Consider the following 26508-nt stretch of genomic DNA (forward strand, 5'->3'; position numbering starts at 1 on the left):
GAGCGCTGTCGGTATGACAGCACGTAGAAGCCCGCACAACGCGGGCTGAGCGGGGGTCGCCCCCCATGCGGGACGCGCGCAAGACACTACGCGCGCGCCACAATCACATCTTTGGCATGCCGCCGCCGGGGAACATTCCACCCATGCCGCGCATCATTTTCGCCATTCCGCCCTTGGCGGAGAACTTCTTCATCATCTTCTGCATCTGCTTATGCTGCTTGATCAGACGCCCGATGTCCTGAACCTGGGTACCCGAACCCATCGAAATGCGGCGCTTGCGCGAACCGCTGATCAGATCGGGATCACGGCGCTCGGCCGGCGTCATCGAGTTGATGATGGCTTCCATCTGCTTGAACTGCTTCTCGGCTGCACCCTGCGCGTTGCCCATCTGTGACAGGTTGACGCCGCCGATGCTCGGCAGTTTGTCCATCAGGCCGCCAAGGCCGCCCATGTTCTTCATCTGTTGCAGTTGATCGCGGAAGTCTTCGAGGTCGAAACCCTTGCCCTTCTTCAGCTTCTTGGCCAGTTTGTCGGCCTTGTCCTTGTCGAGGGTCTGTTCGGCCTGCTCGATCAGGCTGAGCACGTCGCCCATGCCGAGGATTCGCGAAGCGATACGGTCCGGGTGGAACGGCTCGAGCGCGTCGCTCTTCTCGCCCATACCGATGAACTTGATCGGCTTGCCGGTGATGGCCCGTACCGACAACGCGGCACCGCCACGAGCATCACCGTCGACCTTGGTCAGGATCACGCCGGTCAGCGGCAGCGCATCGCCGAATGCCTTGGCGGTGTTGGCAGCATCCTGGCCGGTCATGGCGTCAACGACGAACAGCGTCTCGGCCGGCTTGACCGCCGCGTGCAGCGACTGGATCTCGCCCATCATCTCGGCGTCGATGTGCAGACGGCCGGCGGTGTCGACGATCACCACATCAATGAATTTGAGCTTGGCTTCCTTAATAGCAGCCTGGGCGATGTCCACCGGCTTCTGGCTGATGTCGGACGCAAAGAACGTCACGCCGATATCGTTGGCCAGGGTTTCAAGCTGCTTGATGGCGGCGGGACGGTAAACGTCGACCGAAACCACCATCACGGTTTTCTTCTTGCGCTCTTTAAGGAAGCGCGCCAGCTTGCCGGCAGTCGTGGTTTTACCCGCACCCTGCAGACCGGCCATCAGCACGACGGCTGGCGGCGTGACGTTGAGCACCAGGTCTTCGTTGGCGGCGCCCATCAGGCTTTCAAGTTCGGCCTGGACGATCTTCACGAACGCCTGGCCCGGCGTCAGGCTGCGCGACACTTCGGTGCCGACCGCACGTTCCTTGACGTTGTTGACGAAGTCCTTCACCACCGGCAGCGCGACGTCGGCTTCGAGCAAGGCCATGCGCACTTCGCGCAGCGTGTCCTTGATATTGTCCTCGTTCAGCTTGGCCTTGCCAGTTACGTGGCGAAGCGTCTGCGAGAGGCGGTCTGTCAGATTTTCAAACATGGGCGATCCTTTCAGGCTCTCGTCGAACCCCGGTTGATGCGGCCCGGCCCGTGATGCAGAAATGGCGCTCGGCGAGCCTGCGGCTTGAGCAGGTGGCGGATTATAGCGAAGACTCCGCTGCACGGACACCACGCAGACTGCTTCTGTGGTCTTTCGTGATTTGCCGGTTCTATGCCAAACTCAGCGTCTTTTCAGGCCCGTCCATCAGGATCTATGTCCCCTTTGCCACCCAGCCTGCTCCCCAGCCTCGCCGCCGCCAGTCTTTACGCCGCTGCGACCGTCTATCAGGGTCTTCGTCTGAGCCAGAGCATCAGGCCTGACAAGCGGCTGCTGTACCTGCTCGGCACGCTTGCCGTGATCGCCCATGCCATCGGCCTGTTCTCGCAACTGGCACGCCCGGTCGGCCTTGGTCTGGACTTCTTCAACTCGGCCAGCCTGATTGCTGCGTCGGTGATTGTCGTGACCCTGATCGCCACCACCCGCATCCCGGTGGAAAACCTGCTTGTCCTGCTGTTCCCTCTCGGCATGATCACCGCCCTGCTCGCGCAGTTTGCGCCGAGTGGCACGGTGCAGCCGATCGACGAAGAGCCCGGCATTCTCAGCCATATTCTGCTGTCGCTGCTGGCCTATGGCATGTTTACCATCGCGGCATTCCAGTCCCTGCTGTTGCTGGTGCAGGATTACCAGCTCAAGCACAAGCATCCGCTGGGCCTGATCAAGAATTTCCCGCCCTTGCAGACGATGGAAAGCCTGTTGTTCGGGTTCCTGTGGGCAGGCTGGATACTGTTGTCGCTGTCGCTGATTTCCGGCTGGGTGTTCGTCGAAAACCTGTTCGCTCAGCATCTGGCGCACAAGACGCTGCTGGCCTGTCTGGCCTGGATCGTGTTCAGCGTGCTGCTGTGGGGCCGTAACCGCCTCGGCTGGCGTGGACACAAGGCCATCCGCTGGACGCTGGGTGGCTTCTGCCTGCTGATGCTGGCCTATTTCGGCAGCAAGCTGGTACGCGAATTCATTCTGCATATCTGACGGGCGACGATCATGGATAACCTGCCCATCGCCCCGCTACTTGGCGTTCTGGCGCTATTGATACTCTGGTCCGGCCTGTTCACGGCGGTGGAGAACGCCCACCAGCAACTCAAGATCATGCGCGCAGGCAGCCGTCCCGGTGACTCGACGCTGCCCGAACTGGCCTTCAACCTCAACAGCCTGATTCTCTGCAACACGCTGATCAGAGTGCTGATCACCGTGATTGCGACCTTGATTGCAGCCGATTACTGGTTCTACAACGGTCCGACCGTCGCCTGGCTGGGAACCGCTGGCGTGCTGCTGGTGTTTGGCGAGTACATGCCGCGTCGTCTGGCCAGTCGCTATCCCGTCTCGACACTGCACCTGGGCAACGGCCTGCTGCGCCTGCCGATGATGATCGTCCGACCGGTGACCTGGGTGTTCAATACCCTTGCGAAAACCCTGCTGCGTCCGGTTCTCAAGGGCAACGTGCAGGACCCTGGCCGGGAGTTCGACGAAGAAGCACAGCAAACCCCTCATCACGACGGCGTTCAGGAACATTACCCACGCGCCAACGTGCTGTCCGGCATTCATGCGCTGAACAGCATCACCGTGAATGACATTCTGATTCCGCGCAGCGAAGTGGACGGCGTCAACCTTGACGACTCCATCGAGCTGATCATCGAGCGCCTGATCATTTCCCGTCACACGCGCCTGCCGGTGTTTCACAACGACATCAATCAGGTGCAAGGCATCATCAACACCCGCGACATCAGCCACTTGCTGCCCAAGGGAACGCTGACCAAGGAACAGCTGCTGTCGGTCTGCTATGAACCGTACTTCGTTCCGGAAAGCACGCCGCTGCAACTGCAACTGCTCAACTTCCACAAGCAGCAGCGCCGCCTTGGTGTAGTGGTCGATGAGTATGGCGAAGTGCTGGGCATCGTCACGCTCGAGGACATTCTCGAGGAAATCGTCGGCGAATTCGAAAGCGAGCAGACGCTCGACAATCCGCACATCAAACGCCAAGAAGACGGCCGCCTGGAAGTGGAAGGCGCCGCCTCCATCCGTGATTTGAACAAGAGTCTGGGCTGGCACTTGCCGTCTGACGGCCCGAAAACCCTGAACGGACTGGTCACCGAGGCACTGGAGACCATTCCCGAAGCGCCGGTCTGCCTGAAGATTGGTCCATACCGACTGGAAATTCTGGAAACCGAAGACAACCGCGTCACGCGCGTCGCCATGTGGCAGAACGCGCCGAGCCTGGTGTTCAAGTAAGGAACGATTCAGCGCTGTGTAAGCACTTGTTTCAGATTCAGTCCGCTTCCTATAATCGAGACGCTTATCCAGCCCGGCCGTCGTTGTGCTACCCGCACGCCAGACGATAGGCCTGTAGCCTGAACGCTTCAATTTCTCTGGCTCGCGCACTTACCCATGAGCGCGGCCATTGCCCTCTCGCCCAACCGGGCTACGCTGCTCAGCGCTGCGCCATAATGACGTAACAACCACAATAACGAAGACTTGTCGTCGCGCACGCCCTGCCGACCGGCAAGATCACCGTCAGGGATAAACGCATGACCAGCACCTCAACCGCTCACGAAGACACCGCAGCTGCGCCGCCCGCCAACTCTGCGACCCGCGTCGCCACGGCCAGCTTCATCGGCACTGCCATCGAGTTCTATGATTTCTACGTTTACGCCACTGCCGCCGCGCTGGTGATCGGCCCAGTGTTCTTCCCTCAGACGTCCGGCACCGCACAGATGCTGTCGTCGTTTCTGACCTTCGGTATCGCCTTCCTCGCGCGCCCGCTGGGCTCAGCACTGTTCGGCCACTTTGGTGATCGCATCGGCCGCAAGTCAACGCTGGTAGCTTCGCTACTGCTGATGGGCATCTGCACCACACTCATTGGCGTATTGCCGGGCTACGCAACCATCGGGGCCTGGGCGCCGATCCTGCTATGCGTGCTGCGTTTCGGCCAGGGGCTTGGACTGGGTGGCGAATGGGGCGGCGCTGCGCTTCTGGCGACGGAAAACGCGCCCAAGGGCAAGCGCGCCTGGTTCGGCATGTTTCCGCAGCTAGGTCCTTCAATAGGCTTTCTTGCCGCCAATGGTCTGTTCCTGACTCTGGCGATGACCCTGAGCGACGAGCAGTTCCGTGCCTGGGGCTGGCGAATTCCGTTCCTGCTCAGCGCCTTGCTGGTCATGGTCGGGCTGTATGTACGCCTGAAACTGGAAGAGACCCCGGTTTTCGCCAAGGCCATGGCTCGTCATGAGCGGGTCAGAATGCCCATCGTGGAAACCTTCCGCGATCACTGGAAGCCGATGCTGCTGGGCGCCGCTTCGATGGTGGTGTGCTATGCGCTGTTCTATATCTCGACGGTGTTTTCCCTGAGCTACGGCGTCTCGACACTGGGCTATACGCGGGAAACCTTCCTGGGGCTGCTGTGCTTCGCCGTTCTGTTCATGGCAGCTGCCACGCCGCTGGCCGCGCTGGCGAGCGACCGTTTCGGACGCAAGCCGGTCCTGCTGGTCGGTGGCGTGCTGGCGATTCTGTCGGGCTTTGCCATGGAACCGCTCCTGACCCACGGCACCACATGGGGCGTGGCGCTGTTCCTGTGCATCGAACTGTTCCTGATGGGCGTCACCTTCGCACCGATGGGCGCATTGCTACCGGAGCTGTTTCCGACGCAAGTGCGTTACACCGGGGCATCGGCTGCCTACAACCTGGGGGGAATCGTCGGGGCTTCGGTCGCACCCTTCTTCGCCCAGAAACTGGTGGCAATGGGTGGTTTGAGCTGGGTCGGCGGGTATGTGTCGGCGGCGGCGCTGATCAGCGTGCTCGCAGTGCTGTGCCTGAAAGAGACACGCAATCAGGACTTGAATCAGGTGGGTTGAACACATCCCTGATCGTGCCCGCGGGCACGATCAGGGACAACGTTACAGCCCGACCTTGACCGCCTGCGATGCGCGGGTAGCTTTGGCGCGAGCAGCTTCAATGGATTCGTCACGCGCCAGGGCTACGCCCATACGGCGCTGACCGTTGACTTCCGGCTTACCGAACAGACGCAAGGCAGTGTCCGGCTCGGCCAATGCTGCACCGAGGTTGGAGAACGCGGTTTGCGTCGACTGGCCTTCGACCAGAATCACAGCCGAAGCCGACGGACCAAACTGGCGGATCAACGGAACCGGCAGGCCCAGAATGGCGCGGGCGTGCAAGGCGAACTGCGACAGGTCCTGGGAGATCAGTGTCACCAGACCGGTGTCATGCGGGCGCGGCGACACTTCGCTGAACCACACCTGATCGCCCTTGATGAACAGCTCCACACCGAAGATGCCGCGACCGCCCAGCGCCTCGGTCACCGCCTTGGCCACGCGCTCGGACTCTGCCAGCGCTGCCGGGCTCATGGCCTGTGGCTGCCAGGATTCCTGGTAATCGCCCTTCTCCTGCCGATGGCCGACCGGCGCACAGAATGTGGTGCCGCCGACATGACGCACGGTCAGCAGGGTGATTTCGTAATCGAAGTCGATGAACCCCTCGACGATCACACGGCCTTTACCGGCACGCCCGCCTTCCTGGGCGTAATCCCAGGCTTTCTGTACGTCGTCAGCGCTTTTGAGCAGGCTCTGGCCCTTGCCCGACGAACTCATGACCGGCTTGACCACACATGGGAAGCCCAAATCATCGACGGCCTTGCTGTAGGCCTCGAAGGTGTCGGCAAAGTGGTAAGGCGAAGTCGGCAGCTTCAGCTCTTCAGCGGCCAGACGACGGATGCCTTCGCGGTTCATGGTCAGCTGTGCAGCGCGAGCGGTCGGGATGACGGTGAAACCTTCGGCCTCCAGCTCTACCAGCGTGGCGGTGGCGATGGCCTCGATTTCCGGAACGATGAAATGCGGCTTCTCGGCCTCGATCACTGCGCGCAGCGCGGCGCCGTCGAGCATGTTGACCACGTGGCTGCGGTGCGCAACCTGCATGGCCGGGGCGTTGGCATAGCGGTCGACCGCAATCACTTCGACGCCCAGGCGTTGCAGCTCGATCACGACTTCCTTGCCCAGCTCGCCGCTGCCGCAGAACAGTACGCGCGTCGCGGTAGGCGACAGTGGAGTTCCGATTTGAGTCATCTCAGGTCCTCGTGGAGCAGATATCGAGGGCAGCCCGCCGTGTGCGAGCAACCGCTGTGGAGAAAGGCGCGCAATTTACCATGAAGCCCCGACAAATGGGGGCTCAACCCGGACAAGCGTTGTTGCGTGCCCGCCAGGCCATGATCATCCAGACAACGGTCACTCCGGCAAACTTGGAGAGCAGCGCGGTCAGAATCACGGGTGTTGTCAGGGCGTCGATCATGCCGAAGAAGATGAAGGTATCCAGCGGAATGCTCAGCGCCGAACTGATCCACAGACGGTCGCGCAGTGGTCGCCTGGTGATGCTGAACACCAGCCAGTCGATGCATTCGGATACCGCAAATGCTGTGGCACTGGCCAAGGCGATGGTCGGATCGCTGGTGACGTAGGACAGCACCAGCGCCGCCAGCATGGCGAGAATCGCGCCGTGGCCGAACCGGATCTGCACCATGTCGCGCAGCACGAACACCAGCCCGCCCCAGGCCGACCAGATGATATCCAGATGCGGTGCACTGGAAAACGCGAAGTTGATCAGCACGACGCTGCCGATGTAGGCGATCAGAAAAAGCATGGGCGGGTACTGTTGCCTGAAAAATGGGTGCCAATGGTAGCAGCAGGGAAAGCCGGGGTGGGAGCAACCAAAGCGCTGCTGGCTTGATCGGAAGCAAACGCTTGGGAACTTGTCCGCGAAAAGGCCAGTACATCCGACGAATATTCATCGCCTGAAACACAGTATTCGCGGACAAGTCCGCTCCCACAAAATCGCGCTTCTTCAGTAATTTACAGGTTGTTTGATAAGAGACGGCGCTATGATTCGACAGGGCTCAGCCCTTGCCACCCAGCATCCACATCATCCCGCTGGCCCTGGCCCGGTCATCACACAGGCCGAGCACAACACGGCGCTCGTCATTGCTCATGCGACTCCAGCGGGTGATTTCGCTGACGGTGCGCTGGCAGCCGGTGCAGATATCATCTTCGTCCAGCGCGCAAATGCTGACGCAGGGCGAACGGACCGGCTTTTCGACTATCGATTCAGTGCTCATCAATCTTCCTGCACCGCCAGGTCGCGGGCATAGCGTTGGGCGTTGTGGACGTAATGGGCAGCGCTGGCTTCGAGCATTTTCTTCTGCACATCGGTCAGCTCGCGGACGATTTTACCCGGCGAGCCCATCACCAGCGAGCCATCGGGAATGACCTTGCCTTCGCCAATCAGTGAATTGGCGCCAATGATGCAGTATTTCCCGATCTTTGCACCATTGAGAATGACCGCGTTGATACCGATCAGGCTGTAATCGTCAACACTGCAGCCATGCAGCATCGCGTTATGGCCAATGGTCACGCCCTTGCCGATGTTCAGCGGCGAGCCCATGTCGGTGTGCATTACCGTACCGTCCTGCACGTTACTGTTTTCGCCGATATGAATCAGTTCGTTATCGCCACGCAACACGGTGTTGAACCAGACACTGGCCCCTGCCTCCAGCCTGACCTTGCCGATCAGCACCGCATTGGGTGCGACCCAGCTTTGCGGATCGGTCTGGACGCGGGAATCTCCCAGTCGGTATTTCATGCGGTTTCCTCAGGCTGGCCATGCTCCTGGGCATGACGCTTTATGGATGACACGGTGTTCAACTGGTGGAGCGTTCGGGCGGATGATGCAGGCTGATCTGCGTGCCGTACATCACGTTGACCAGTTCGACGATCATGATTGCGGTCAGCCCCCAGATCTTGTACTCGCCATAACGGTAGCTGGGGACGTACCAACTGCGTCCTTCGTAGTCGATCCGGTGCGTGTGTTCGCGAGTGTCCTGACGAAAGAACTCCAGCGGCACGCTGAACACGGCGGCAATTTCACCATCATTGGGCCGGTACTCGACAAAGTCGGGAATCACGCCCACATACGGTGTGACCTTGATACCGTGCTTGGAGATCAGCGGGCTCAACGGGCCGATGATTTCCACCAGACCGGGTGGCAGGCCGATCTCTTCTTCGGCCTCGCGCAAGGCCGTGAAAATCAGGTCCGGGTCTTCGGGATCGCGCCGCCCGCCGGGGAAGGCGACTTCGCCGCCATGGGTCGAAAGCCCGCTGGCGCGCAGAGTCAGAATCAACTCCGGTTCGTCACTGCGAGTGACAGGCACCAGCACTGCGGCCTCGGGAAAGGAGCGATCCGTCTCAAGGGTGTCCGGCGTATGACTGACTACACGGCGAAGTAGCTCATCCAGCATGGCAAATCTCGATCTGTTGCTTACCGGCACTATGCACCAAAGCTGCGAAGTGCCCAAGCCCTTGTAGGACAAGTCGCCCCACATAGACGCTTGCTCATCGGCGGCGGGACAAGCCAAGATAGCGCCTGCATTCACTATCGACCGACACCATGAAATTTTGCAGCCAGTGTGGCAACCCCGTCATCCAGCGCATCCCCGAAGGCGACAGCCGCCTGCGGTATGTCTGCGAGCATTGCCACACCATTCATTATCAGAATCCCAACATCGTCGCCGGTTGTCTGGTGACGCTGGGCGACAAGGTGTTGCTGTGCCGTCGCGCCATCGAGCCGCGCCTGGGCTTCTGGACACTGCCAGCCGGATTCATGGAGAACGGCGAGACCATCGAACAGGCGGCACGGCGCGAGACAGTCGAAGAAGCCTGTGCCACCCTGAGCGAGCTGCATCTGTACTCAGTAATCGACGTGCCGCATATCAATCAGGTGCATGTGTTTTACCGCGCAGAAATGGCAACCGAGGACTTCGCTGCCGGTATTGAAAGCCTTGAAGTGCAATTATTCGAAGAAGCCGACATTCCGTGGCAAGACCTGGCTTTCATGACGGTCAGGCGTACCCTAGAATGCTTCTTCGCGGATCGGCGTCGGCAGGTTTACCCGGTTCATACCAGTGCCCTTCCCCCGTCACGTCCAATGCAGGTTTCTTAATTCGGCTTCGCAATCGAGATTGGCTCTCTTGAGCCCTCAGGGAAATGGTAATGCGCTGGTTGCTCGCTTTCGTCTGCATGTTGTTCGTCCCGCTGTCCCAGGCTGCTTTCACTCAAACCATCGTGCCCAAGGGCAGTGAACAGAAGATCATCAACCATAAGGTGATCAACACCGAAAGCATCGCCGACAAGAAAATCGACAAGGTGCTGGTGCTCAAGTCGGTGCGCCAGTTGCAACTGATCAGCGGCGGCGAAGCGCTTAAGACCTATCGGATTTCCCTGGGCAAGAACCCCAAGGGCACCAAACTTCAGGAAGGCGATCAGCGTACGCCTGAAGGTTTCTACTGGCTCGACTGGCGTCAGCCAAGTGGCAACTACAACCTCTCGATGCACATCTCCTACCCGAACATTTCGGACTCGGCGCGCGCACGGCGTGAGGGCGTGAAGCCGGGCAGCATGATCATGATTCACGGCACGCCGGTGGATGAGGAGTACCCGGAGTGGTATTTCCATACGCTCGACTGGACCAACGGCTGCATTGCGCTGAAGAACAACGACATGCGCGAGATTTGGGATCTGGTGAAAGACGGGACAATGATCGAGATAAGGCCTTAGTCGGGCCAGTCAGACTCGGTGTGATCTTGAGACCGGACGCGGAGCGTCCTGAGAGGCGTTACCACGCAGAGCGTGGGAACGATCAATATCCAGCCCAAAACGCTCACGACCTGCACACTGATCGTGCCCATGCTCCGCGTGGGTATGCAGCCCGGGACGCTCCGCGTCCCATTCGTGCTGACACACAAGCATTTCAACGACAGAACCTAGAACGCTTCCAGCCGCCACACTTCATAAGCCGGCGTTTCGTAGGGATGGCTCTGCTTGAGCGCTACCACTGCCTGCTGAATCAGCTCATCGGCCACAACCAGCTCGACCTTCCACTCTTCCACCTGCTCAACCACGCCGCCCTGCCCGATAAATGGCTGACTGCCATCCAGCGGGCGGAACTGACCGTAGCCGAGCACTTGCCAGCAACATTGGTCGTAAGCGCCGATCCGCCCTGCACCAGCAGCGAATACGGCATTCTTGACCTCGTCCACATGGCTCGGCGGAACAAAGAAGGCCAGCTTGTACATGTGCCGCCAGCCCGCCTTAGTTAACCCAGGCGCGGGCGTTGCGGAACATGCGCATCCAGGCGCCGTCTTCGTTCCAGTCCTCAGGACGCCACGAGTTCTGAACAGCGCGGAACACACGCTCAGGGTGCGGCATCATGATGGTGACGCGACCGTCGAGGGTTGTCAGACCGCCGATACCACGCGGCGAACCATTCGGGTTGGCCGGGTAGGTTTCGGTGACCTTGCCGTGGTTGTCCACGAAGCGCAGCGCGACCGTTCCGGATACGTCAGCTTCCAGCAGCGCATCAGCGTTGCGGAACTCTGCGTGGCCTTCGCCGTGAGCGATGGCGATCGGCATGCGCGAACCGGCCATGCCTTGCAGGAAGATCGACGGCGACTCCTGGATCTGCACCATCGCAACGCGGGCTTCGAACTGCTCGGAGCGGTTGCGTACGAAGTGTGGCCAGAACTCGCTGCCCGGAATCAGTTCGTGCAGGTTGGACAGCATCTGGCAACCGTTGCACACACCCAGGGTGAAGCTGTCGGTACGTTCGAAGAAGCCCTGGAACGCATCGCGGGCACGGCTGTTGAACAGCGCAGACTTGGCCCAGCCTTCACCGGCACCCAATACGTCGCCGTAAGAGAAGCCGCCACAGGCAACCATGCCCTTGAAGTCGTTCAGATCGACACGACCGGCCAGGATGTCGCTCATGTGCACGTCAATGGCGTTGAAGCCAGCGCGGTCGAATGCAGCAGCCATTTCAACCTGACCGTTGACGCCCTGCTCACGCAGCACAGCCACCTGAGGACGTACACCGGTCTTGATGTAAGGCGCGGCGATGTCATCGTTGACGTCGAAGCCCAGCTTGACGGTCAAGCCAGGGTTATCTTCTTCCAGCAGCGCGTCGAATTCCTGATCGGCGCATTCGGCGTTATCGCGCAGACGCTGGATCTGGTAGCTGGTTTCAGCCCACTGACGCTGCAGCAGACGACGCTGCCCGGTGAATACCGGCTCGCCCGCGAAGCTGATGACAACTTCATCGTTGTTCACCGGCTGACCGATGACCGACACACAATCTGCCAGACCGGCCGCGCTGAACTGAGCCAGCACCAGCGGCGTGGCGTCCTGACGAACCTGGATGACCGCACCCAGCTCTTCGTTGAACAGAATCTCGTTCAGTTCAGAAGCATTGTCAGCCAGACCGTCGAGGTGCAGCTTGAGGCCGCAATGACCGGCGAAGGCCATTTCCAGGGTGCTGACCAGCAAGCCACCGTCGGAACGGTCGTGGTAGGACAGGATGTGGCCGTCGGCATTCAGCCCCTGAACCACGGCGAAAAACGCCTTGAGGTCTTCAGCGTCATCCACGTCCGGAGCCAGGCGACCCAGCTTGCCGTGAGTCTGGGCAAGAATGGAGGCGCCCATACGGTTCTGGCCACGACCCAGATCGATCAGGATCAGGTCAGTGATGCCCTTGTCCATACGCAGCTCTGGGGTCAGGGTCTTGCGAATATCAACCACAGGCGCGAAGCCGGTCACGATCAGCGACAGCGGCGACGTCACACTCTTCTCTTCGCTGTCATCGCTCCAGCGGGTCTTCATGGACATGGAGTCCTTGCCCACCGGAATAGTCAGGCCCAGCTCAGGGCACAGTTCCATACCGACCGCTTTCACGGTGTCGTATAGACGGGCGTCTTCACCCGGGTGACCGGCGGCCGACATCCAGTTGGCCGACAGTTTGATGTCGGACAGCTTCTCGATGCGCGAGGCCGCGATGTTGGTCAGGGTTTCGCCGATGGCCATGCGACCCGATGCCGGGGCATCCAGCAGCGCCAGCGGAGTCCGCTCGCCCATGGCCATGGCTTCGCCAGTATTGACGTCGAAGCTGGTGGCCGTCACAGCGCAGTCAGCGACAGGCACCTGCCACGGACCGACCATCTGATCGCGGGCCACAAGGCCGGTAATGCTACGGTCGCCAATGGTGATCAAAAAGCTCTTGCTGGCAACCGCCGGGTGACGCAGCACGCGCTGAACGCTTTCTTCGATGTCCAGCGTGCTCGGATCGAAATCGTCGCCCATCTCGGCTTCACGCTCGACCGAACGGTGCATGCGCGGGGCCTTGCCCAGCAGCACTTCCAGCGGCATGTCCACCGGGTTGTTGCCGAAATGGCTGTCGGTCACGGTCAGTTGTGGCTCGGCAGTCGCCTCGCCCACCACAGCGAACGGGCAGCGCTCGCGCTCACAGATCGCCTTGAAGCGGTCGAAGTCTTCAACGCCCACCGCCAGAACGTAACGCTCCTGGGATTCGTTGCTCCAGATTTCCAGCGGGGCCATGCCCGGCTCGTCGTTTGGCACGTTACGCAGTTCGAAACGACCGCCACGACCGCCATCGTTGACCAGCTCAGGGAAAGCGTTGGACAGACCACCGGCACCCACGTCATGGATGAAGCTGATCGGGTTACGGTCGCCCAACTGCCAGCAACGGTCGATGACTTCCTGGCAACGACGCTCCATTTCAGGGTTTTCACGCTGAACCGAAGCAAAATCCAGATCCGCAGAACTGGTGCCGGTCGCCATCGATGAAGCAGCACCGCCGCCCAGACCGATCAGCATGGCCGGACCGCCCAGCACGATCAGCTTGGAACCGACAGTGATCTCGCCCTTCTGGACATGATCTTCGCGAATGTTGCCCATACCGCCAGCCAGCATGATCGGCTTGTGGTAACCGCGGACTTCGTCGCCATGCGGTGTGGTGATCGATTGCTCGAAGGTACGGAAGTAACCGGTCAACGCAGGACGGCCGAACTCGTTGTTGAACGCCGCGCCACCCAGCGGGCCTTCAATCATGATATCCAGCGCGGTCACGATGCGCTCGGGCTTGCCGTAAGGCTTCTCCCAGGGTTGCACGAACCCCGGAATCTGCAGATTGGAAACGGTGAAACCGGTGAGACCCGCCTTCGGCTTGGCGCCGCGACCGGTTGCACCTTCGTCGCGAATCTCACCACCGGAACCGGTCGATGCGCCCGGGAACGGAGCGATTGCGGTCGGGTGGTTGTGCGTCTCGACCTTCATCAGAATATGCACCGGTTCCTGCACCGCGCCGTACTGGCGGGTTTCCGGATCCGGGAAGAAGCGACCGGCGACATTGCCGACGATCACCGAAGCGTTGTCCTTATAAGCAGACAGAACGCCTTCGCTGTGCATCTGATAGGTGTTCTTGATCATGCCGAACAGGCTTTTTTCCTGGCTCTGGCCGTCAATATCCCAACTGGCGTTGAAAATCTTGTGGCGGCAGTGCTCGGAGTTGGCCTGGGCAAACATCATCAGTTCGATGTCGTGAGGGTTGCGACCCAGCCCATTGAAGCTGGTGACCAGATAGTCGATTTCGTCTTCGGCCAGAGCCAGACCCAATTCAACGTTGGCCTTTTCCAGCGCAGCGCGACCGCCACCCAGGATATCAATCGCCGTCAACGGCTTGGGCTGAGCGTGGCTGAACAGACCGGCAGCCTGCTCGTGGTCGCCCAGGACCAGTTGAGTCATGCGGTCGTGCAGGCTGTCGGCGATGGACTGAGCGTCGGCGTCGCTGAACTGGCCTTCTACATAGAAGGCGATCCCGCGTTCGATGCGTTGAATCTTCGCCAGACCGCAGTTGCGAGCGATGTCGCTGGCCTTGCTCGACCATGGCGAAATGGTGCCAAACCGTGGCAACACCAGAAACAGACGGCCACTCGGCTCTTGAACCGGCACGCTCGGGCCGTATTTCAGGAGACGGTCGAGAACCTGCTGTTCTTCGCTGGACAGAGCGTCAGTGACGTCGGCGAAGTGAGCGAATTCAGCGTACAAGCCACTGACAGCTGAAACGTTTTGTTTCAGTTGTTCTAGTAATTTGCTGTGGCGGAAGGCAGAAAGGGCAGGAGCACCGCGCAGGATCAACATCTTCGGGACAGCCTCGGGAAGGGGGTGTGCTTTGAGGCCGCGTATTCTAGCCTAAACTGGGACGTTGATCACCCAAAACGGCAGCATTCCATGCGCCCGAATGTCACTCCACCTTCGAAAACGCGACAAATGCTATCAAAATGCCGTTGCCTATCAGACGCAAGCATCGCTGTCGAGATATGGCGCCCGGTGCGCTTTGCGTATACTGCACCGATGTTCTTCAGACCCGATTTCCGCACTCGTTGCGCCAAGTGGCTCATCGCAACCGGACTCTTCCTGATGCTCAGCGCCTGTGTGGATAAACCCAACACACTGGAGCGGGTCAAGGAGGACGGCGTGCTGCGCGTGGTAACCCGCAACAGTCCGGCCACCTACTTTCAGGATCGCAACGGTGAAACCGGCTTCGAATACGAGCTGGTGAAGCGCTTTGCCGAAGATCTGGGCGTGGAACTGAAGATCGAAACCGCCGACAACCTGGACGATCTTTTCGACCAGATGAACAAGCCGGGAGGCCCGGTACTGGGTGCCGCCGGTCTGATCGACACGGAAAAGCGCAGGCAGCAGGCCCGCTTCTCCCACTCTTACCTCGAAGTCACGCCGCAGGTCGTCTATCGCAACGGCCAGTCACGCCCGACCGATGCGGGTGATCTGGTCGGCAAACGTATTGTCGTCCTCAAGGGCAGCAGCCACGCCGAACAGCTCGCCGCGCTGAAAGTGCAGAATCCCGGCATTGAATACGAAGAATCCGACGCGGTAGAAGTCGTCGACTTGCTGCGCATGGTCGATGAAGGCCAGATTGACCTCACGCTGGTCGATTCCAACGAACTGGCAATGAACCAGGTCTACTTCCCAAACGTACGCGTCGCCTTCGACCTGGGTGAAGCCCGCGAACAGCGCTGGGCTGTGGGGCCGGGCGAAGACAACAGCTTGCTCAACGAAATAAATGCCTATCTGGACAAGGTCGAGAAGAACGGCACCCTGCAGCGTCTTAAAGACCGTTACTACGGCCATGTCGACGTACTGGGTTATGTCGGCGCGTACACCTTCGCCCAGCATCTGCAGGAACGCCTGCCCAAATACGAGAAGCACTTCCAGTCGTCCGCCAAGAAAGAACAGGTGGACTGGCGTCTGCTGGCGGCCATCGGCTATCAGGAATCGATGTGGCAACCTGCAGTGACGTCCAAGACTGGCGTACGCGGCCTGATGATGCTGACCCAGAACACCGCGCAGGCCATGGGCGTCACCAATAGGCTGGACGCACGACAGAGCATTCAGGGCGGAGCCAAGTACTTTGCCTACGTAAAGGAACAGCTGGACGACAAGATAGAAGAGCCGGATCGCACTTGGTTGGCTCTTGCTTCCTACAACGTAGGCAGCGGCCATCTGGAAGATGCGCGCAAGCTGGCGGAAAGCGAGGGTTTGAACCCTAACAAATGGCTCGACGTGAAAAAAATGCTGCCGCGCCTTTCGCAGAAGAAGTGGTACAGCAAAACGCGTTATGGCTATGCCCGTGGCGGTGAGCCGGTGCATTTCGTTGCCAACATCCGTCGCTACTACGACATTCTGACCTGGGTCACGCAGCCGCAGCTCGAAGGCGATCAAGTCGCAGAGGGTAATCTGCATGTGCCCGGCGTCGACAAGACCAAACCGACATCAGACTCAACCCCCGAACCTGCCGCCAGCGACGACAAGAGCGCGCTCTAAGCCTTACCCTTCTCAGCATCCTTCGCCGCACGCCGCAACCTGAAGAATTCGCTCAGCATCCCACTGCACTCCTCCCCCAGCACGCCGCCTTCGAACAACACGCGATGGTTGAGAAACCCTTGGGTGAAGAACTGCCCCTGGCTCTGCACAATGCCCGCCTTGGGCTCTAACGCTCCGTAGACCACACGTGCCACACGGGAATGCACGATCAGGCCCGCGCACATACTGCACGGCTCAAGCGTCACATAGAGCGTGCTGCCGGGCAGACGATAATTGTCCACCGCCTTTGCAGCCTCCCTGATAGCAACCATCTCGGCATGGGCGCTGGGGTCGCTGCCACTGATCGGGCAGTTATAACCACGACCAATGATCTCGCCGTTCTGCACGACCACAGCGCCCACCGGCACCTCACCCAACAGCGCACCCTCGGCGGCCAGCGCCAGCGCCTCGCGCATGAAGTACTGATCGTTGCTGCGATCGATAATCGGTGGCTGGCGCATCACGACACCTCGATGGCGGCCATGAGACCGGTTTCCATGTGATCGATCACATGGCAGTGAAACATCCACACGCCAGGGTTATCGGCCACCAGCGCCACCCGCGCCCGCTCGTTACGACCCAGCAGAAAAGTATCGGTAAAGTACGGAATGATCTTGCGCCGATTGGATGCAATCACTTTGAAACTCATGCCGTGCAGGTGAATCGGGTGCTGGTACTGGGTCATGTTCTTCAATTCGAAAATGTAGCTCTGACCCAGCTTCAGCTTGGCAATCGGGCGATCCGCGCAGGTTTTGTCGGTGATGTCCCAGGCTTCGCCGTTGATCTGCCACAAGCTCGGCGGCTTGCCGTTATCGGTGTTGACCGACACAGACCCCACCCACTCGAAATTGAAATTGATCTTCTCGGCGCGCTCCAGATCCGGCTCGGCAACCGGGTTGGCCGGCAACTCCGGCGGCCATTCGCCCGGCGCGTCGTTGTTGGCGACCGAACGAAACGTGCCCAGCCGCACCGGACCGTTACGCAGCGAGATCTCCTCGCCCGCCGCCGGCGCCTTGATCGCCAGACAGATCCGCATGCCAGGCCCGAGCCAGTATTCATCACCAAACGGACGCGGCGTGACCGGATTGCCATCCAGCGCATAGATCTTCGCCTCGGCATCGGGCAGATTGAGGCGATAGGTCACGGTATTGTCGAGATTGAGCAGCCGCACACGGGTAATCTGCCCGGCAGGCAACTCGATGACCGCCTGCGCAATACCATTCAACGTCGAAAGCCGCCCCGCCGTACCCTCACGCGCCGCCTCGCGCAACACGCTGAACTCGGTGAACGCGCCCTCTTCGTCCACATGCCAGCTTTTCAGACTGACCGTGCGCTCATGCCTGAAGCCGGTCGGTTCGCGCTCCTCGACAATCAACGGCCCGACCAACCCACGCCCCAGCTCTTCGCTGCTGCTGACGTGCGGGTGGTACCAGTAGCTACCGGCGTCCGGCACCCGGAACTTGTAATCGAAATATTCACCCGGCTTGACCGGCAACTGCGAGACGTAAGGCACACCGTCCATCTCCAGCGGCAACCGAATGCCATGCCAGTGAATCGTCGTCTCGACCGGCAACTGATTGATAAACCGTAACCTCAGCCACTCCCCCTGCCGCACCCGCAACTCCGTCCCCGGCGCAGCACCTCCAAACGCCCAGGCAGGCGTCTTGTGGCCAGGAACCAACTCGACGTCCAGCGGTGCAGCGATCAGCACGAAATCCGAACCGGCTTCCGACGCCTTACGTCCCAGCCAATAACGCGAAGCACCACCCGCACCCAGGCCGACCACGGCAAGACCGGCGATGCCTGTAAGGATTTGGCGGCGGGTGAAGGACATAAAGCGAAGACCTCGAAACGACTGCGGGAGCGCGTCCGGAGGGCCGGTGCGCGGGGCGAATACGATACACCTGCATTTGGGGAAAGATAAGGGTAAAGAAGTAACGCGAACACTGAGCTGTTAAAAACAGAGAAGCAGCGACGCCCTGCCCCGTGTCGTTCAGCTCGATGACGGCAGGATAGACGCAAACAACATGGCAAAACGTTCAGGCAGGCGCCCTGATCTTCCTGAGTCCCTGAGAGCGGCTCTCGTGGTAAGCAGACACGCCCAGGTAGGCTGCAAGGGTGCGGGCGTGCTCACGGTCCTGCACCGTGTCGTGATGACAGGCCACCAACAGTTTTCCATTCTCGTAGACGATAAAGGTACGAAAACTGAGCACGCGGGAGAAATCGCAACTGATCACCACACGAAGCGGCGTCCGGTACGCGCGCTCAACGCCTGCGACCACAGCGTTACCTGACCGATCTACCGTGAGCGACGTACGCTGGTAGATGCCGACGATTACCCTCGATGCCATGAGCGTCATCACCACAGAGCCGAACATGACAACAACCCACTCTTTGCTCTGCTGATCCTGGGGTGACACCGCCATGAACAGCAGCAACATTGCGATCAACCCTAACGGCACCTGGCGTAAAAGCACCGGAAAGACCAGTCGCGGGAAACTCAGCTTCGGCCGCAGGACCGTATAGGCTGGAACCGGAGACGGCGGTGGCTCGGCGTTGAGGTAGGGTTCCAATACCCGGCTTGCCTTGGCGACCAACTGCGCATCAAGCTGCGCACTCGCGGGCTCGCTCTCAACGAGCAACATGATCCCCAGATAATGCTCCAGATGCAGGGTGATCACCCCGCCATCCACCGACAGATCCCAATAACGCTGATCCAGCCCATCCGCCTTTATCAGCCATTCGCCGCCCAGCTCCTGCTCCAGCGTCATCGCAATGGCATTGAACAGCGTCCAGTCAGAGACATCGCAAATGTGCAGTTCCATGGATGGCCTGTTTGGTTTGGCGGTTTGTCGTGGCGTCCAGCTATACGGATGAGGGCACTGACTTCCAAGGCACGCACAGGTGGGATACTGCGTCCTCTACCGACTATCAGGGTCTAGTATCAAGTGCCAGATCTACTCGCCAGACAGCTTTTTGCACGCTCAGTGCCGATTGGGCATCTTGCGCCGCCATCTCGTCGAACATTGATTTGACAGCGCCAACAGTGAGACCTCAGTTCTTTAACCACTACTTAGAACAGGGAAAGGCCTCGCATGCTTTATTATGAATACGGCTAATAAAACCCGAATACCTGACAGACCTTACTTGAGCTAATCCTGATTTTTAGAGGCAATGAAACAGGAGTAGAGAATATCGGCGAAATCATCCTCATTGATATCGTCAGTCACCAAATCCCTGACGGCATCCGCTAGCAAATCATTGTCCAGAGTAATCTCATAATCATTAAGCGAAAGATACTCCAAGCCGACCGCAAGCCCGGTTCGCTTGTTCGCGTCAGGCAGTGCGTGGCCTTGAGCGATGCTGGCGGTGTACTTGGCAGCAATTTCAAATATATCGTCAAGGCCGGTGTAGGCGATTGCATTGTCGACTCTGGCCAGCGCACCTTGCAAGATCGGGATATTTACCGCCCCTCTCATGCCGGGCTCGGTGGTCAGGATTTGAGTGTTTATCTCAATGACCCGCTCAAATGGAAAGAAGATCAATTCCATTACATATCAGCCAGCTTCTTAAAGGTGTTCTTGTGAGTTCTGAGAACCAGCTTGGTTTCTGAATAAACAATCTGCTTACCCTGATCGCCACCCAAGTCCAGCTTCTTGGTGGCTTTGATTTTAGGCCGCTCTATTATGGATACACCATAGGTGTTCAGCTTGTGATTCATGGCTTGGCTACCCTAAATTTTGATCAATTTCTGCCCACAAGGTAGCACACTGAGAAGCCAGACACACCGGGCTATGAACGGCGTAGGATTTAGATCGCCATCAGTGCGACACCAGCACGCAACTCAGCAACAACCACCGCTGAATGAAAAGGCATCTCCAGCGGTTGTACGTCGATCCAATCAACGCCAAATACAAAAAGCCCGCAACTCAGCGGGCTTTTTGTCAGTCAGCACAGGCCCGTTAGCGGGCTCACTCCCACTCAATCGTCGCAGGCGGCTTGCTCGACACATCATACGTCACACGGGAAATACCCTCGATCTCGTTGATGATGCGCCCACTCACGGTCTCCAGCAGCTCGTAAGGCAGGTGTGCCCAGCGTGCGGTCATGAAGTCGATGGTTTCTACGGCACGCAGTGCGACGACCCATGCGTAGCGGCGGCCGTCGCCGACGACGCCTACCGATTTGACGGGCTGGAACACGACGAAGGCCTGGCTGACTTTGTGGTACCAGTCGGCCTTGCGCAGTTCTTCGATGAAGATATGGTCGGCACGACGCAGCAGGTCGGCGTATTCCTTTTTCACTTCACCCAGAATACGCACGCCCAGGCCTGGGCCCGGGAATGGGTGGCGGTAGACCATGTCGTACGGCAGGCCGAGTTCGAGGCCCAGACGGCGGACTTCGTCCTTGAACAGTTCGCGCAGGGGCTCGACCAGTTTGAGGTTCATTTCTTCCGGCAGGCCGCCCACGTTGTGGTGCGACTTGATGACGTGCGCCTTGCCGCTTTTCGCGCCAGCCGACTCGATCACGTCCGGGTAGATGGTGCCCTGGGCCAGGTACTTGATGTTGTCCAGCTTGCAGGATTCGGCATCGAACACGTCGATGAAGGTACGGCCGATGATCTTGCGCTTCTTCTCTGGATCGCTCTCGCCTTCCAGATTGTTCAGGAACTGCTCTTCGGCGTTGGCACGGATGACCTTGACGCCCATGTTCTCGGCGAACATGGCCATGACCTGCTCGCCTTCGTGCAGACGCAGCAGGCCGTTGTCGACGAAGACGCAGGTCAGCTGGTCGCCGATGGCCTTGTGCAGCAGGGCTGCGACCACGGAGGAGTCAACACCGCCGGACAGGCCCAGCAGGACGTTGTCGGTGCCGACCTGGGCGCGAATGGTGGCGATGGCGTCGTCGGCGATGTGCGACGGCGTCCACAGGGCTTCGCAGCCGCAGATGTCGAGGATGAAGCGCGACAGGATGCGACCGCCCTGCTTGGTATGGGTCACTTCCGGGTGGAACTGCACGCCGTAGTAGCCACGGGTGTCGTCGGCCATGCCGGCGATCGGGCAGCTCGGGGTGCTGGCAAGGACGTGGAAGCCGTCCGGGATTTCGGTGACCTTGTCGCCGTGGCTCATCCAGACGTCGAGACCGAACACGCCATCAGCGTCGATGTGGTCTTCGATGCCGTCGAGGATGCGGCTCTTGCCGACGACGTCAACGCGGGCATAACCGAACTCGCGCAGGTCGGAACCGGCAACGCGGCCGCCCAGCTGTTCAGCCATGGTCTGCATGCCGTAGCAGATGCCGAAGATCGGGACGTTGAGGTCGAACACGGCCTGCGGTGCGCGCGGGCTGTTGGCTTCGTGCACGGATTCCGGGCCACCGGCGAGGATGATGCCGCGCGGGGCGAATTCGCGAATCGCTTCGTCGTCCATGTCGAACGGATGCAGTTCGCAGTACACGCCGATTTCACGCACGCGGCGGGCGATCAGCTGGGTGTACTGGGAACCGAAGTCGAGGATCAGGATACGGTGGGCGTGAATGTCGAGGGCCATGACTCAATCTCGTCAAAAAACAGAAACGACACGGGGCTGCGTCAACAGCCCCGGCTATGAAACTTGCTGGGCTGCATCGCGGCGTGAACCACGATGCAATCCGGATCAACCAACGCGATAGTTCGGCGCTTCCTTGGTGATCTGCACGTCGTGGACGTGGGATTCAGCCATGCCGGCACCGGTAATGCGCACGAACTCAGGCTTGGTGCGCATTTCTTCGATGGTGGCGCTTCCGGTGTACCCCATGGAGGAACGCAGACCGCCCATCAGTTGATGGATGATGGCGGACAGCGGGCCTTTGTAAGCAACACGACCTTCGATGCCTTCCGGCACCAGCTTTTCGGCACCGGCGGACGAGTCCTGGAAGTAGCGGTCGGACGAGCCTTGCGCCTGGGACATTGCACCCAGCGAACCCATGCCGCGATAGGCCTTGTAGGAGCGGCCCTGGAACAGTTCGATTTCGCCCGGCGCTTCTTCAGTACCGGCAAACATCGAACCCATCATCACGCAGGATGCGCCAGCCACGATGGCCTTGGACAGGTCACCGGAGAAGCGGATACCGCCGTCCGCGATCATCGGAACGCCGGTGCCTTCAAGGGCAGCGGAAACGTTGGCGATGGCGCTGATCTGTGGAACGCCGACACCGGCAACGATACGGGTGGTGCAGATCGAGCCAGGGCCGATACCGACCTTGACCGCGTCAGCGCCAGCGGCGACCAGCGCCTTGGCCGCTTCGCCGGTGGCGATGTTGCCGCCGATGACCTGCACTTCAGGGAAGTTGTCCTTGACCCAGCGAACGCGGTCGATCACGCCTTTGGAATGACCGTGCGCGGTGTCGACAACCACCACGTCAACGCCAGCGGCAACCAGCGCGGTAACGCGCTCGCCGGTGTCCTTGCCGGTGCCGACTGCAGCGCCGACACGCAGACGACCCTGGTCGTCCTTGCTGGCCAGCGGATAGGCCTTGGCTTTTTCGATGTCCTTGACGGTCATCATGCCCTTGAGCGCGAAATTCGCGTCAACGATCAGGACTTTTTCCAGACGGTGCTTGTGCAGCAGTTCACGCACTTCGTTCTTGTCTGCGCCTTCGCGCACGGTGACCAGACGTTCTTTGGGCGTCATCACTTCACGGACAGGGACATCAAGACGGTTTTCGAAACGTACGTCGCGGGACGTCACGATGCCGACCAGGTCGCCATCATGCAGCACGGGTACGCCGGAAATGTTGTGCATGCGGGTGAGTTCGAACAGATCGCGAACGGTGGCGTCGGCTTCGATCGTGATCGGGTCCTTGACGACACCGGCCTCGAACTTCTTGACCTTGCGCACTTCGGCAGCCTGCTGCTCGATGGTCATGTTCTTGTGGATGATACCGATACCGCCTTCCTGAGCCATGGCAATTGCCAGACGGGCCTCAGTGACGGTGTCCATTGCAGCGGAGACCAAAGGAATATTCAGCTCGATGCCACGGGTCAAACGGGTTTTCAGACTGACTTCGTTGGGCAGTACCTCGGAATAACCGGGCACAAGGAGAATGTCGTCGAATGTAAGGGCTTCTTGACTGATACGCAGCATCGCGGGGGCTCCCGGGCGGGAAAATTGGAAGCGCGCCATTATACCCACACACCCCGCCCGGCTCAATGTAAACCTCAGTCTATTATTGAAGCCGTTTATAGACGTACTTTTACGAAGGACACCGGGCGATCCAGACGTTCGGCGAAGTCGTCGAGAAAGGTCTGGGTGAAGGACGCGTCCAGCCAGTTGTTGAAGATGAATCCCAGGTTGGAAAAACCGCAGGCATCCAGAAACAGAAAGCCGTTGATGTCGTCTTCGTGGCGGCATTCAGGGCAGGTGAAGTTGTCGGTGTGGCCGGGCATCCAGTCTTCGAGACTATCGAACAGCGCCTCGCCGATCTCGCGACGGCATTCGGGGCAACCGGCTTCTTCGGCGAAGTTATCGAGGGGCGTGAAGATGCAGCGCTTGGTCACAATCTCCAGGCCGTTGACGACTTGCCCAAACGGCAACGCCTCCGGGTTCTGCACCACACGTCTGGCACCCGGGGCCACGGCATAGGCCATTTTGTTGCCAGCGCGTCCGCAGGTGGTCAGCTCCGGCTCGACCACGTTGAGCTTGATCAGCCAGCGCAGGATGAGGCGCGCCCTGGCTTCGTGGGCCGGGAAGGTGGAGATTTGCGGGACGATGATGCTTTGGGTGTTCATGACAGTGTGTCGCTTGAAACGGATTGAGGCCGCAGCTTAATCGGCCATGGTTTCAGGTCAAGCGTGAAATTCGCATTCAGCCCGCGATGTAGCGGCCAATCAGGGCGATGCCGCTGACCAGCACCAGCCACGTCACCAGACGTACGAAGGCTTCGCGGGACAAGCGTTTGGTCAGCGCCCTCCCCACCCAGGAGCCCGTCAGCATCGCGGGCAACAGGCAGACGCCGAGCACCAGCAGCGGGATGTCGGCGTAGACACCCGCGATCAGAAACAGGCTCAGGCGCACGATGGTGCTACAGCTGATCAGTGCACTTTGCGTGGCCCGCGCCTGTTCTTTGGACGTCAGGCGGCTGTTGAGGTAGATCGCATATAAAAAGCCGCCGCTGCCAAACAACGCACCGAACAGCCCGCCGAGGGTGCCCATGGGAACGGCCCAGCCTGCGGCCAGCTGGGTCGGCCGAACCTTGACTGCCAGACTGTACAGCGCGTAAGCCGTGACAAAGATACCCATTAATAGAAGCAGAAGATCGGACTTCAGATTGAGCAGAAATAGCACACCCAGCGTGCAACCCACTGCCATACAAGGAAGCAGGCGCAGCAGTTCGGATTTGACTACGGACTGGCGGGACGGCAACAGATTGCCGAAGGCGGCGAGGAAGTCGAGCATGACCAGCAGCGGAATGATGCGTGACAGCGGCATGAAGTGAATCAGGATGGGACCTGCCACCAGTGCCGTGCCAAAACCGGCGATGCCGAAGACGATATAAGCGGCGGCCACGCTGAGCTCGATGATCAGCCAGTCGAGCGGCGTGAATCCCAGTTGAGAGAATGCTGCGAACACCCCGATATCGCCCACGACGCTTCCTTTCTGGAGGGAATGAAGGGACTTTAGCAAAGACATCGACGTGGCGCCTTCACGTTCAGGGTTGCCTGAGAGAACGGACGCGGAGCGTCCTGGGCGGCATTCCCACGCAGAGCGTGCGGAACGATCAGCGTGAGGGGCGCAGAGGTGCGCTTAACCGACATTGCCTTTATGATGCCCGACATGATCAAAGACCCTTTCGCAAGACTCGGCCTCGACCGGGAAGTCCTTACTGTCAGCCAGCTCAACGGCCGTGCGCGGGTGTTGCTGGAGGATGTGTTCAGCAGCATCTGGGTCGAGGGCGAGATTTCCAACCTCTCGCGCCCCGCCTCGGGCCATGTGTACTTCACCCTGAAGGACTCGGGCGCGCAGGTGCGTTGCGCGCTGTTTCGCCAGAGTGCAGCGCGCGTGCGCCAGGCGCTCAAGGACGGTCTGCAGGTCAAGGTACGCGGCAAGGTGTCGCTGTTCGAAGGTCGTGGCGACTATCAGCTGATACTCGACACTGTGGAGCCTGCCGGTGACGGTGCGTTGCGTCTGGCGTTCGATGCGCTGAAAGCCAAGCTCAGCGATGAAGGCCTGTTCAGCGCCGAACGCAAGGTCGCCCTGCCCTTGCATCCGCAGCGTATCGGCATCATCAGTTCGCCGACCGGTGCCGTGATCCGCGACATCATCAGCGTGTTTCGCCGTCGGGCACCGCGGGTCGAACTGACTCTGATCCCGACTGCCGTTCAGGGCCGCGAAGCCATCAACCAGATCGTCCGTGCCATCAAGCTGGCTGACTCCCGTGGCTTCGACGCGCTGATTCTGGCCCGTGGCGGCGGATCGCTGGAAGACCTGTGGTGCTTCAACGAAGAAGCCGTGGCCCGCGCCATCGATGCCTGCGTAACGCCGATCGTCAGCGCAGTCGGACATGAGACCGACGTGTCGATCAGTGACTTCGTGGCTGACGTCCGTGCGCCGACGCCGTCCGCCGCAGCCGAACTGCTGGCTCCCGATTCCAGCGACCTGCATCGTCGCGTCGACAATCTGCATCGCCGACTCGTCAGCCGCATGCAGGATCGCCTGATGCGCGAACGCCTGCGCCTTGAAGGGATTTCCCGACGCCTTCGTCATCCCGGCGAACGTCTGCGACAGCAATCCCAGCGTCTCGATGACCTGGATATGCGCATGCGCCGCGCCTTCGAGCAAGGCATGCACAAGCGTCAGGTACGTCTGGCCCATATGGAAAGCCGTCTCGCCGCCCAGCATCCAGGGCGCACGCTGGCGTTTCTGCGCCAGCGTCTGGACGTGCTGGCCGAGCGCCTGCCCCGCGCCATCCGCGAACAGATCAAAGCCCGCAAGCTGCAGCTGCAGAGCCAGATGCAGACCCTGAACGTGGTCAGCCCGCTCGCGACGCTGGGTCGCGGCTACAGCATTCTGCTCGACGAACGCGGTCACGCGATCCGCAATGCCGCACAAACCCGACCCGGCCAACGCCTGACTGCAAAGCTCGGTGAAGGCGAGTTGCAGGTACGGGTCGAGGACAATCACCTGACGCCCGTGACCCTTTCCCTTCTGGACTGAC

General features: G+C 60.0%; 23 protein-coding genes and 1 pseudogene. 7 read left to right on the forward strand and 17 right to left on the reverse strand.

Translation table 11 applies throughout. The features are described 5' to 3' along the window. Positions 1 to 103: 103 nt before the first annotated feature. On the reverse strand, positions 104 to 1480 hold the full coding sequence (gene ffh / locus QRN20_RS04940) for a signal recognition particle protein (protein WP_004878868.1): 1377 nt from the start codon (positions 1478 to 1480) through the stop codon (positions 104 to 106). Between the two features lie 213 nt (positions 1481 to 1693). Here ffh and QRN20_RS04945 point away from each other — a divergent pair, with 213 nt between their 5' ends. The 3 genes from QRN20_RS04945 (at position 1694) to QRN20_RS04955 (ending at position 5379) form a co-directional block, all read left to right on the forward strand. Continuing rightward, a complete protein-coding gene (locus QRN20_RS04945) occupies positions 1694 to 2506 on the forward strand; it encodes a cytochrome C assembly family protein (RefSeq protein WP_025995099.1) in 813 nt (270 codons plus the stop codon). Positions 2507 to 2518: 12 nt separating this feature from the next. Then, a complete protein-coding gene (locus QRN20_RS04950) occupies positions 2519 to 3763 on the forward strand; it encodes a transporter associated domain-containing protein (RefSeq protein WP_043303220.1) in 1245 nt (414 codons plus the stop codon). A gap of 296 nt (positions 3764 to 4059) precedes the next feature. After that, on the forward strand, positions 4060 to 5379 hold the full coding sequence (locus QRN20_RS04955) for an MFS transporter (protein WP_122710605.1): 1320 nt from the start codon (positions 4060 to 4062) through the stop codon (positions 5377 to 5379). A gap of 42 nt (positions 5380 to 5421) precedes the next feature. Here QRN20_RS04955 and purT read toward each other — a convergent pair whose 3' ends face one another. The 5 genes from purT to QRN20_RS04980 form a co-directional block, all read right to left on the reverse strand. Beyond that, positions 5422 to 6603 carry a formate-dependent phosphoribosylglycinamide formyltransferase gene (gene purT, locus QRN20_RS04960; RefSeq protein ID WP_122710606.1) on the reverse strand — a complete coding sequence of 394 codons (1182 nt, stop codon included), beginning with the start codon at positions 6601 to 6603 and terminating at the stop codon, positions 5422 to 5424. Positions 6604 to 6706: 103 nt separating this feature from the next. Further along, a complete protein-coding gene (locus tag QRN20_RS04965) occupies positions 6707 to 7174 on the reverse strand; it encodes a VUT family protein (RefSeq protein WP_004878860.1) in 468 nt (155 codons plus the stop codon). A 253-nt stretch (positions 7175 to 7427) separates the two neighbouring features. Beyond that, complete coding sequence (locus QRN20_RS04970) at positions 7428 to 7646, reverse strand: DUF1289 domain-containing protein (RefSeq protein ID WP_285360019.1); 219 nt, start codon at positions 7644 to 7646, stop codon at positions 7428 to 7430. Next, positions 7646 to 8170: a gamma carbonic anhydrase family protein gene (locus QRN20_RS04975; RefSeq protein ID WP_029241778.1), complete on the reverse strand. Its 525-nt coding sequence runs from the start codon at positions 8168 to 8170 to the stop codon at positions 7646 to 7648. The genes QRN20_RS04970 and QRN20_RS04975 overlap by 1 nt, the downstream gene beginning before the upstream one ends. Positions 8171 to 8228: 58 nt before the next feature. Beyond that, positions 8229 to 8825 carry a CoA pyrophosphatase gene (locus QRN20_RS04980; protein ID WP_043303218.1) on the reverse strand — a complete coding sequence of 199 codons (597 nt, stop codon included), beginning with the start codon at positions 8823 to 8825 and terminating at the stop codon, positions 8229 to 8231. Positions 8826 to 8974: 149 nt separating this feature from the next. On the opposite strand from QRN20_RS04980, the gene QRN20_RS04985 reads away from it, so the two are divergent. Continuing rightward, on the forward strand, positions 8975 to 9526 hold the full coding sequence (locus QRN20_RS04985; RefSeq protein ID WP_029241776.1) for an NUDIX hydrolase: 552 nt from the start codon (positions 8975 to 8977) through the stop codon (positions 9524 to 9526). A gap of 191 nt (positions 9527 to 9717) precedes the next feature. Next, positions 9718 to 10140 (forward strand): annotated as a pseudogene (locus tag QRN20_RS04990) (L,D-transpeptidase family protein); the annotation flags it as partial. A gap of 206 nt (positions 10141 to 10346) precedes the next feature. On the opposite strand, the gene QRN20_RS04995 reads toward QRN20_RS04990, so the two are convergent. Together QRN20_RS04995 and purL are read right to left on the reverse strand one after the other, a co-directional pair. Next, on the reverse strand, positions 10347 to 10658 hold the full coding sequence (locus tag QRN20_RS04995; RefSeq protein ID WP_058431949.1) for a YqfO family protein: 312 nt from the start codon (positions 10656 to 10658) through the stop codon (positions 10347 to 10349). Between the two features lie 16 nt (positions 10659 to 10674). Continuing rightward, entirely contained in the window at positions 10675 to 14571 is a 3897-nt protein-coding gene (gene purL, locus QRN20_RS05000) for a phosphoribosylformylglycinamidine synthase (RefSeq protein WP_285360020.1), read from the reverse strand. 213 nt (positions 14572 to 14784) lie between these two features. Between purL and mltF the strand changes: the two genes are divergently transcribed. After that, a complete protein-coding gene (gene mltF / locus QRN20_RS05005) occupies positions 14785 to 16275 on the forward strand; it encodes a membrane-bound lytic murein transglycosylase MltF (RefSeq protein ID WP_080597859.1) in 1491 nt (496 codons plus the stop codon). Here mltF and tadA read toward each other — a convergent pair. From tadA to QRN20_RS05050, 9 genes are all read right to left on the reverse strand, one after another. After that, the gene (tadA, locus tag QRN20_RS05010) at positions 16272 to 16775 is read right to left on the reverse strand and encodes a tRNA adenosine(34) deaminase TadA (RefSeq protein ID WP_088235823.1); all 504 of its coding nucleotides are present in this window, start codon (positions 16773 to 16775) and stop codon (positions 16272 to 16274) included. The genes mltF and tadA overlap by 4 nt on opposite strands. Next, complete coding sequence (locus QRN20_RS05015; RefSeq protein WP_285360021.1) at positions 16775 to 18148, reverse strand: multicopper oxidase family protein; 1374 nt, start codon at positions 18146 to 18148, stop codon at positions 16775 to 16777. The genes tadA and QRN20_RS05015 overlap by 1 nt, the downstream gene beginning before the upstream one ends. A gap of 205 nt (positions 18149 to 18353) precedes the next feature. Next, a complete protein-coding gene (locus QRN20_RS05020; protein WP_205858422.1) occupies positions 18354 to 19139 on the reverse strand; it encodes a hypothetical protein in 786 nt (261 codons plus the stop codon). A 327-nt stretch (positions 19140 to 19466) separates the two neighbouring features. Beyond that, entirely contained in the window at positions 19467 to 19865 is a 399-nt protein-coding gene (locus QRN20_RS05025; RefSeq protein ID WP_122466348.1) for a type II toxin-antitoxin system death-on-curing family toxin, read from the reverse strand. Beyond that, entirely contained in the window at positions 19865 to 20035 is a 171-nt protein-coding gene (locus QRN20_RS05030) for an acetyltransferase (protein ID WP_122466347.1), read from the reverse strand. Before QRN20_RS05030 ends, QRN20_RS05025 begins: the two co-directional genes overlap by 1 nt. Before the next feature lie 250 nt (positions 20036 to 20285). Continuing rightward, positions 20286 to 21863, reverse strand: a complete 1578-nt coding sequence (gene guaA, locus QRN20_RS05035) for a glutamine-hydrolyzing GMP synthase (RefSeq protein WP_004878783.1) — start codon at positions 21861 to 21863, stop codon at positions 20286 to 20288. A 105-nt stretch (positions 21864 to 21968) separates the two neighbouring features. After that, on the reverse strand, positions 21969 to 23438 hold the full coding sequence (gene guaB / locus QRN20_RS05040) for an IMP dehydrogenase (RefSeq protein WP_004878782.1): 1470 nt from the start codon (positions 23436 to 23438) through the stop codon (positions 21969 to 21971). A gap of 95 nt (positions 23439 to 23533) precedes the next feature. Then, on the reverse strand, positions 23534 to 24082 hold the full coding sequence (locus QRN20_RS05045) for a hypothetical protein (protein WP_058431922.1): 549 nt from the start codon (positions 24080 to 24082) through the stop codon (positions 23534 to 23536). 76 nt (positions 24083 to 24158) lie between these two features. Next, on the reverse strand, positions 24159 to 24938 hold the full coding sequence (locus QRN20_RS05050) for a sulfite exporter TauE/SafE family protein (RefSeq protein WP_122524721.1): 780 nt from the start codon (positions 24936 to 24938) through the stop codon (positions 24159 to 24161). 189 nt (positions 24939 to 25127) lie between these two features. Between QRN20_RS05050 and xseA the strand changes: the two genes are divergently transcribed. Further along, the gene (gene xseA / locus QRN20_RS05055) at positions 25128 to 26507 is read left to right on the forward strand and encodes an exodeoxyribonuclease VII large subunit (RefSeq protein ID WP_162864117.1); all 1380 of its coding nucleotides are present in this window, start codon (positions 25128 to 25130) and stop codon (positions 26505 to 26507) included. Position 26508: the final 1 nt, after the last annotated feature.

Source organism: Pseudomonas sp. fls2-241-TYG-175, from assembly GCF_030209155.1.
In the GTDB taxonomy this organism is placed as follows: Bacteria; Pseudomonadota; Gammaproteobacteria; order Pseudomonadales; family Pseudomonadaceae; genus Aquipseudomonas; species Aquipseudomonas viridiflava.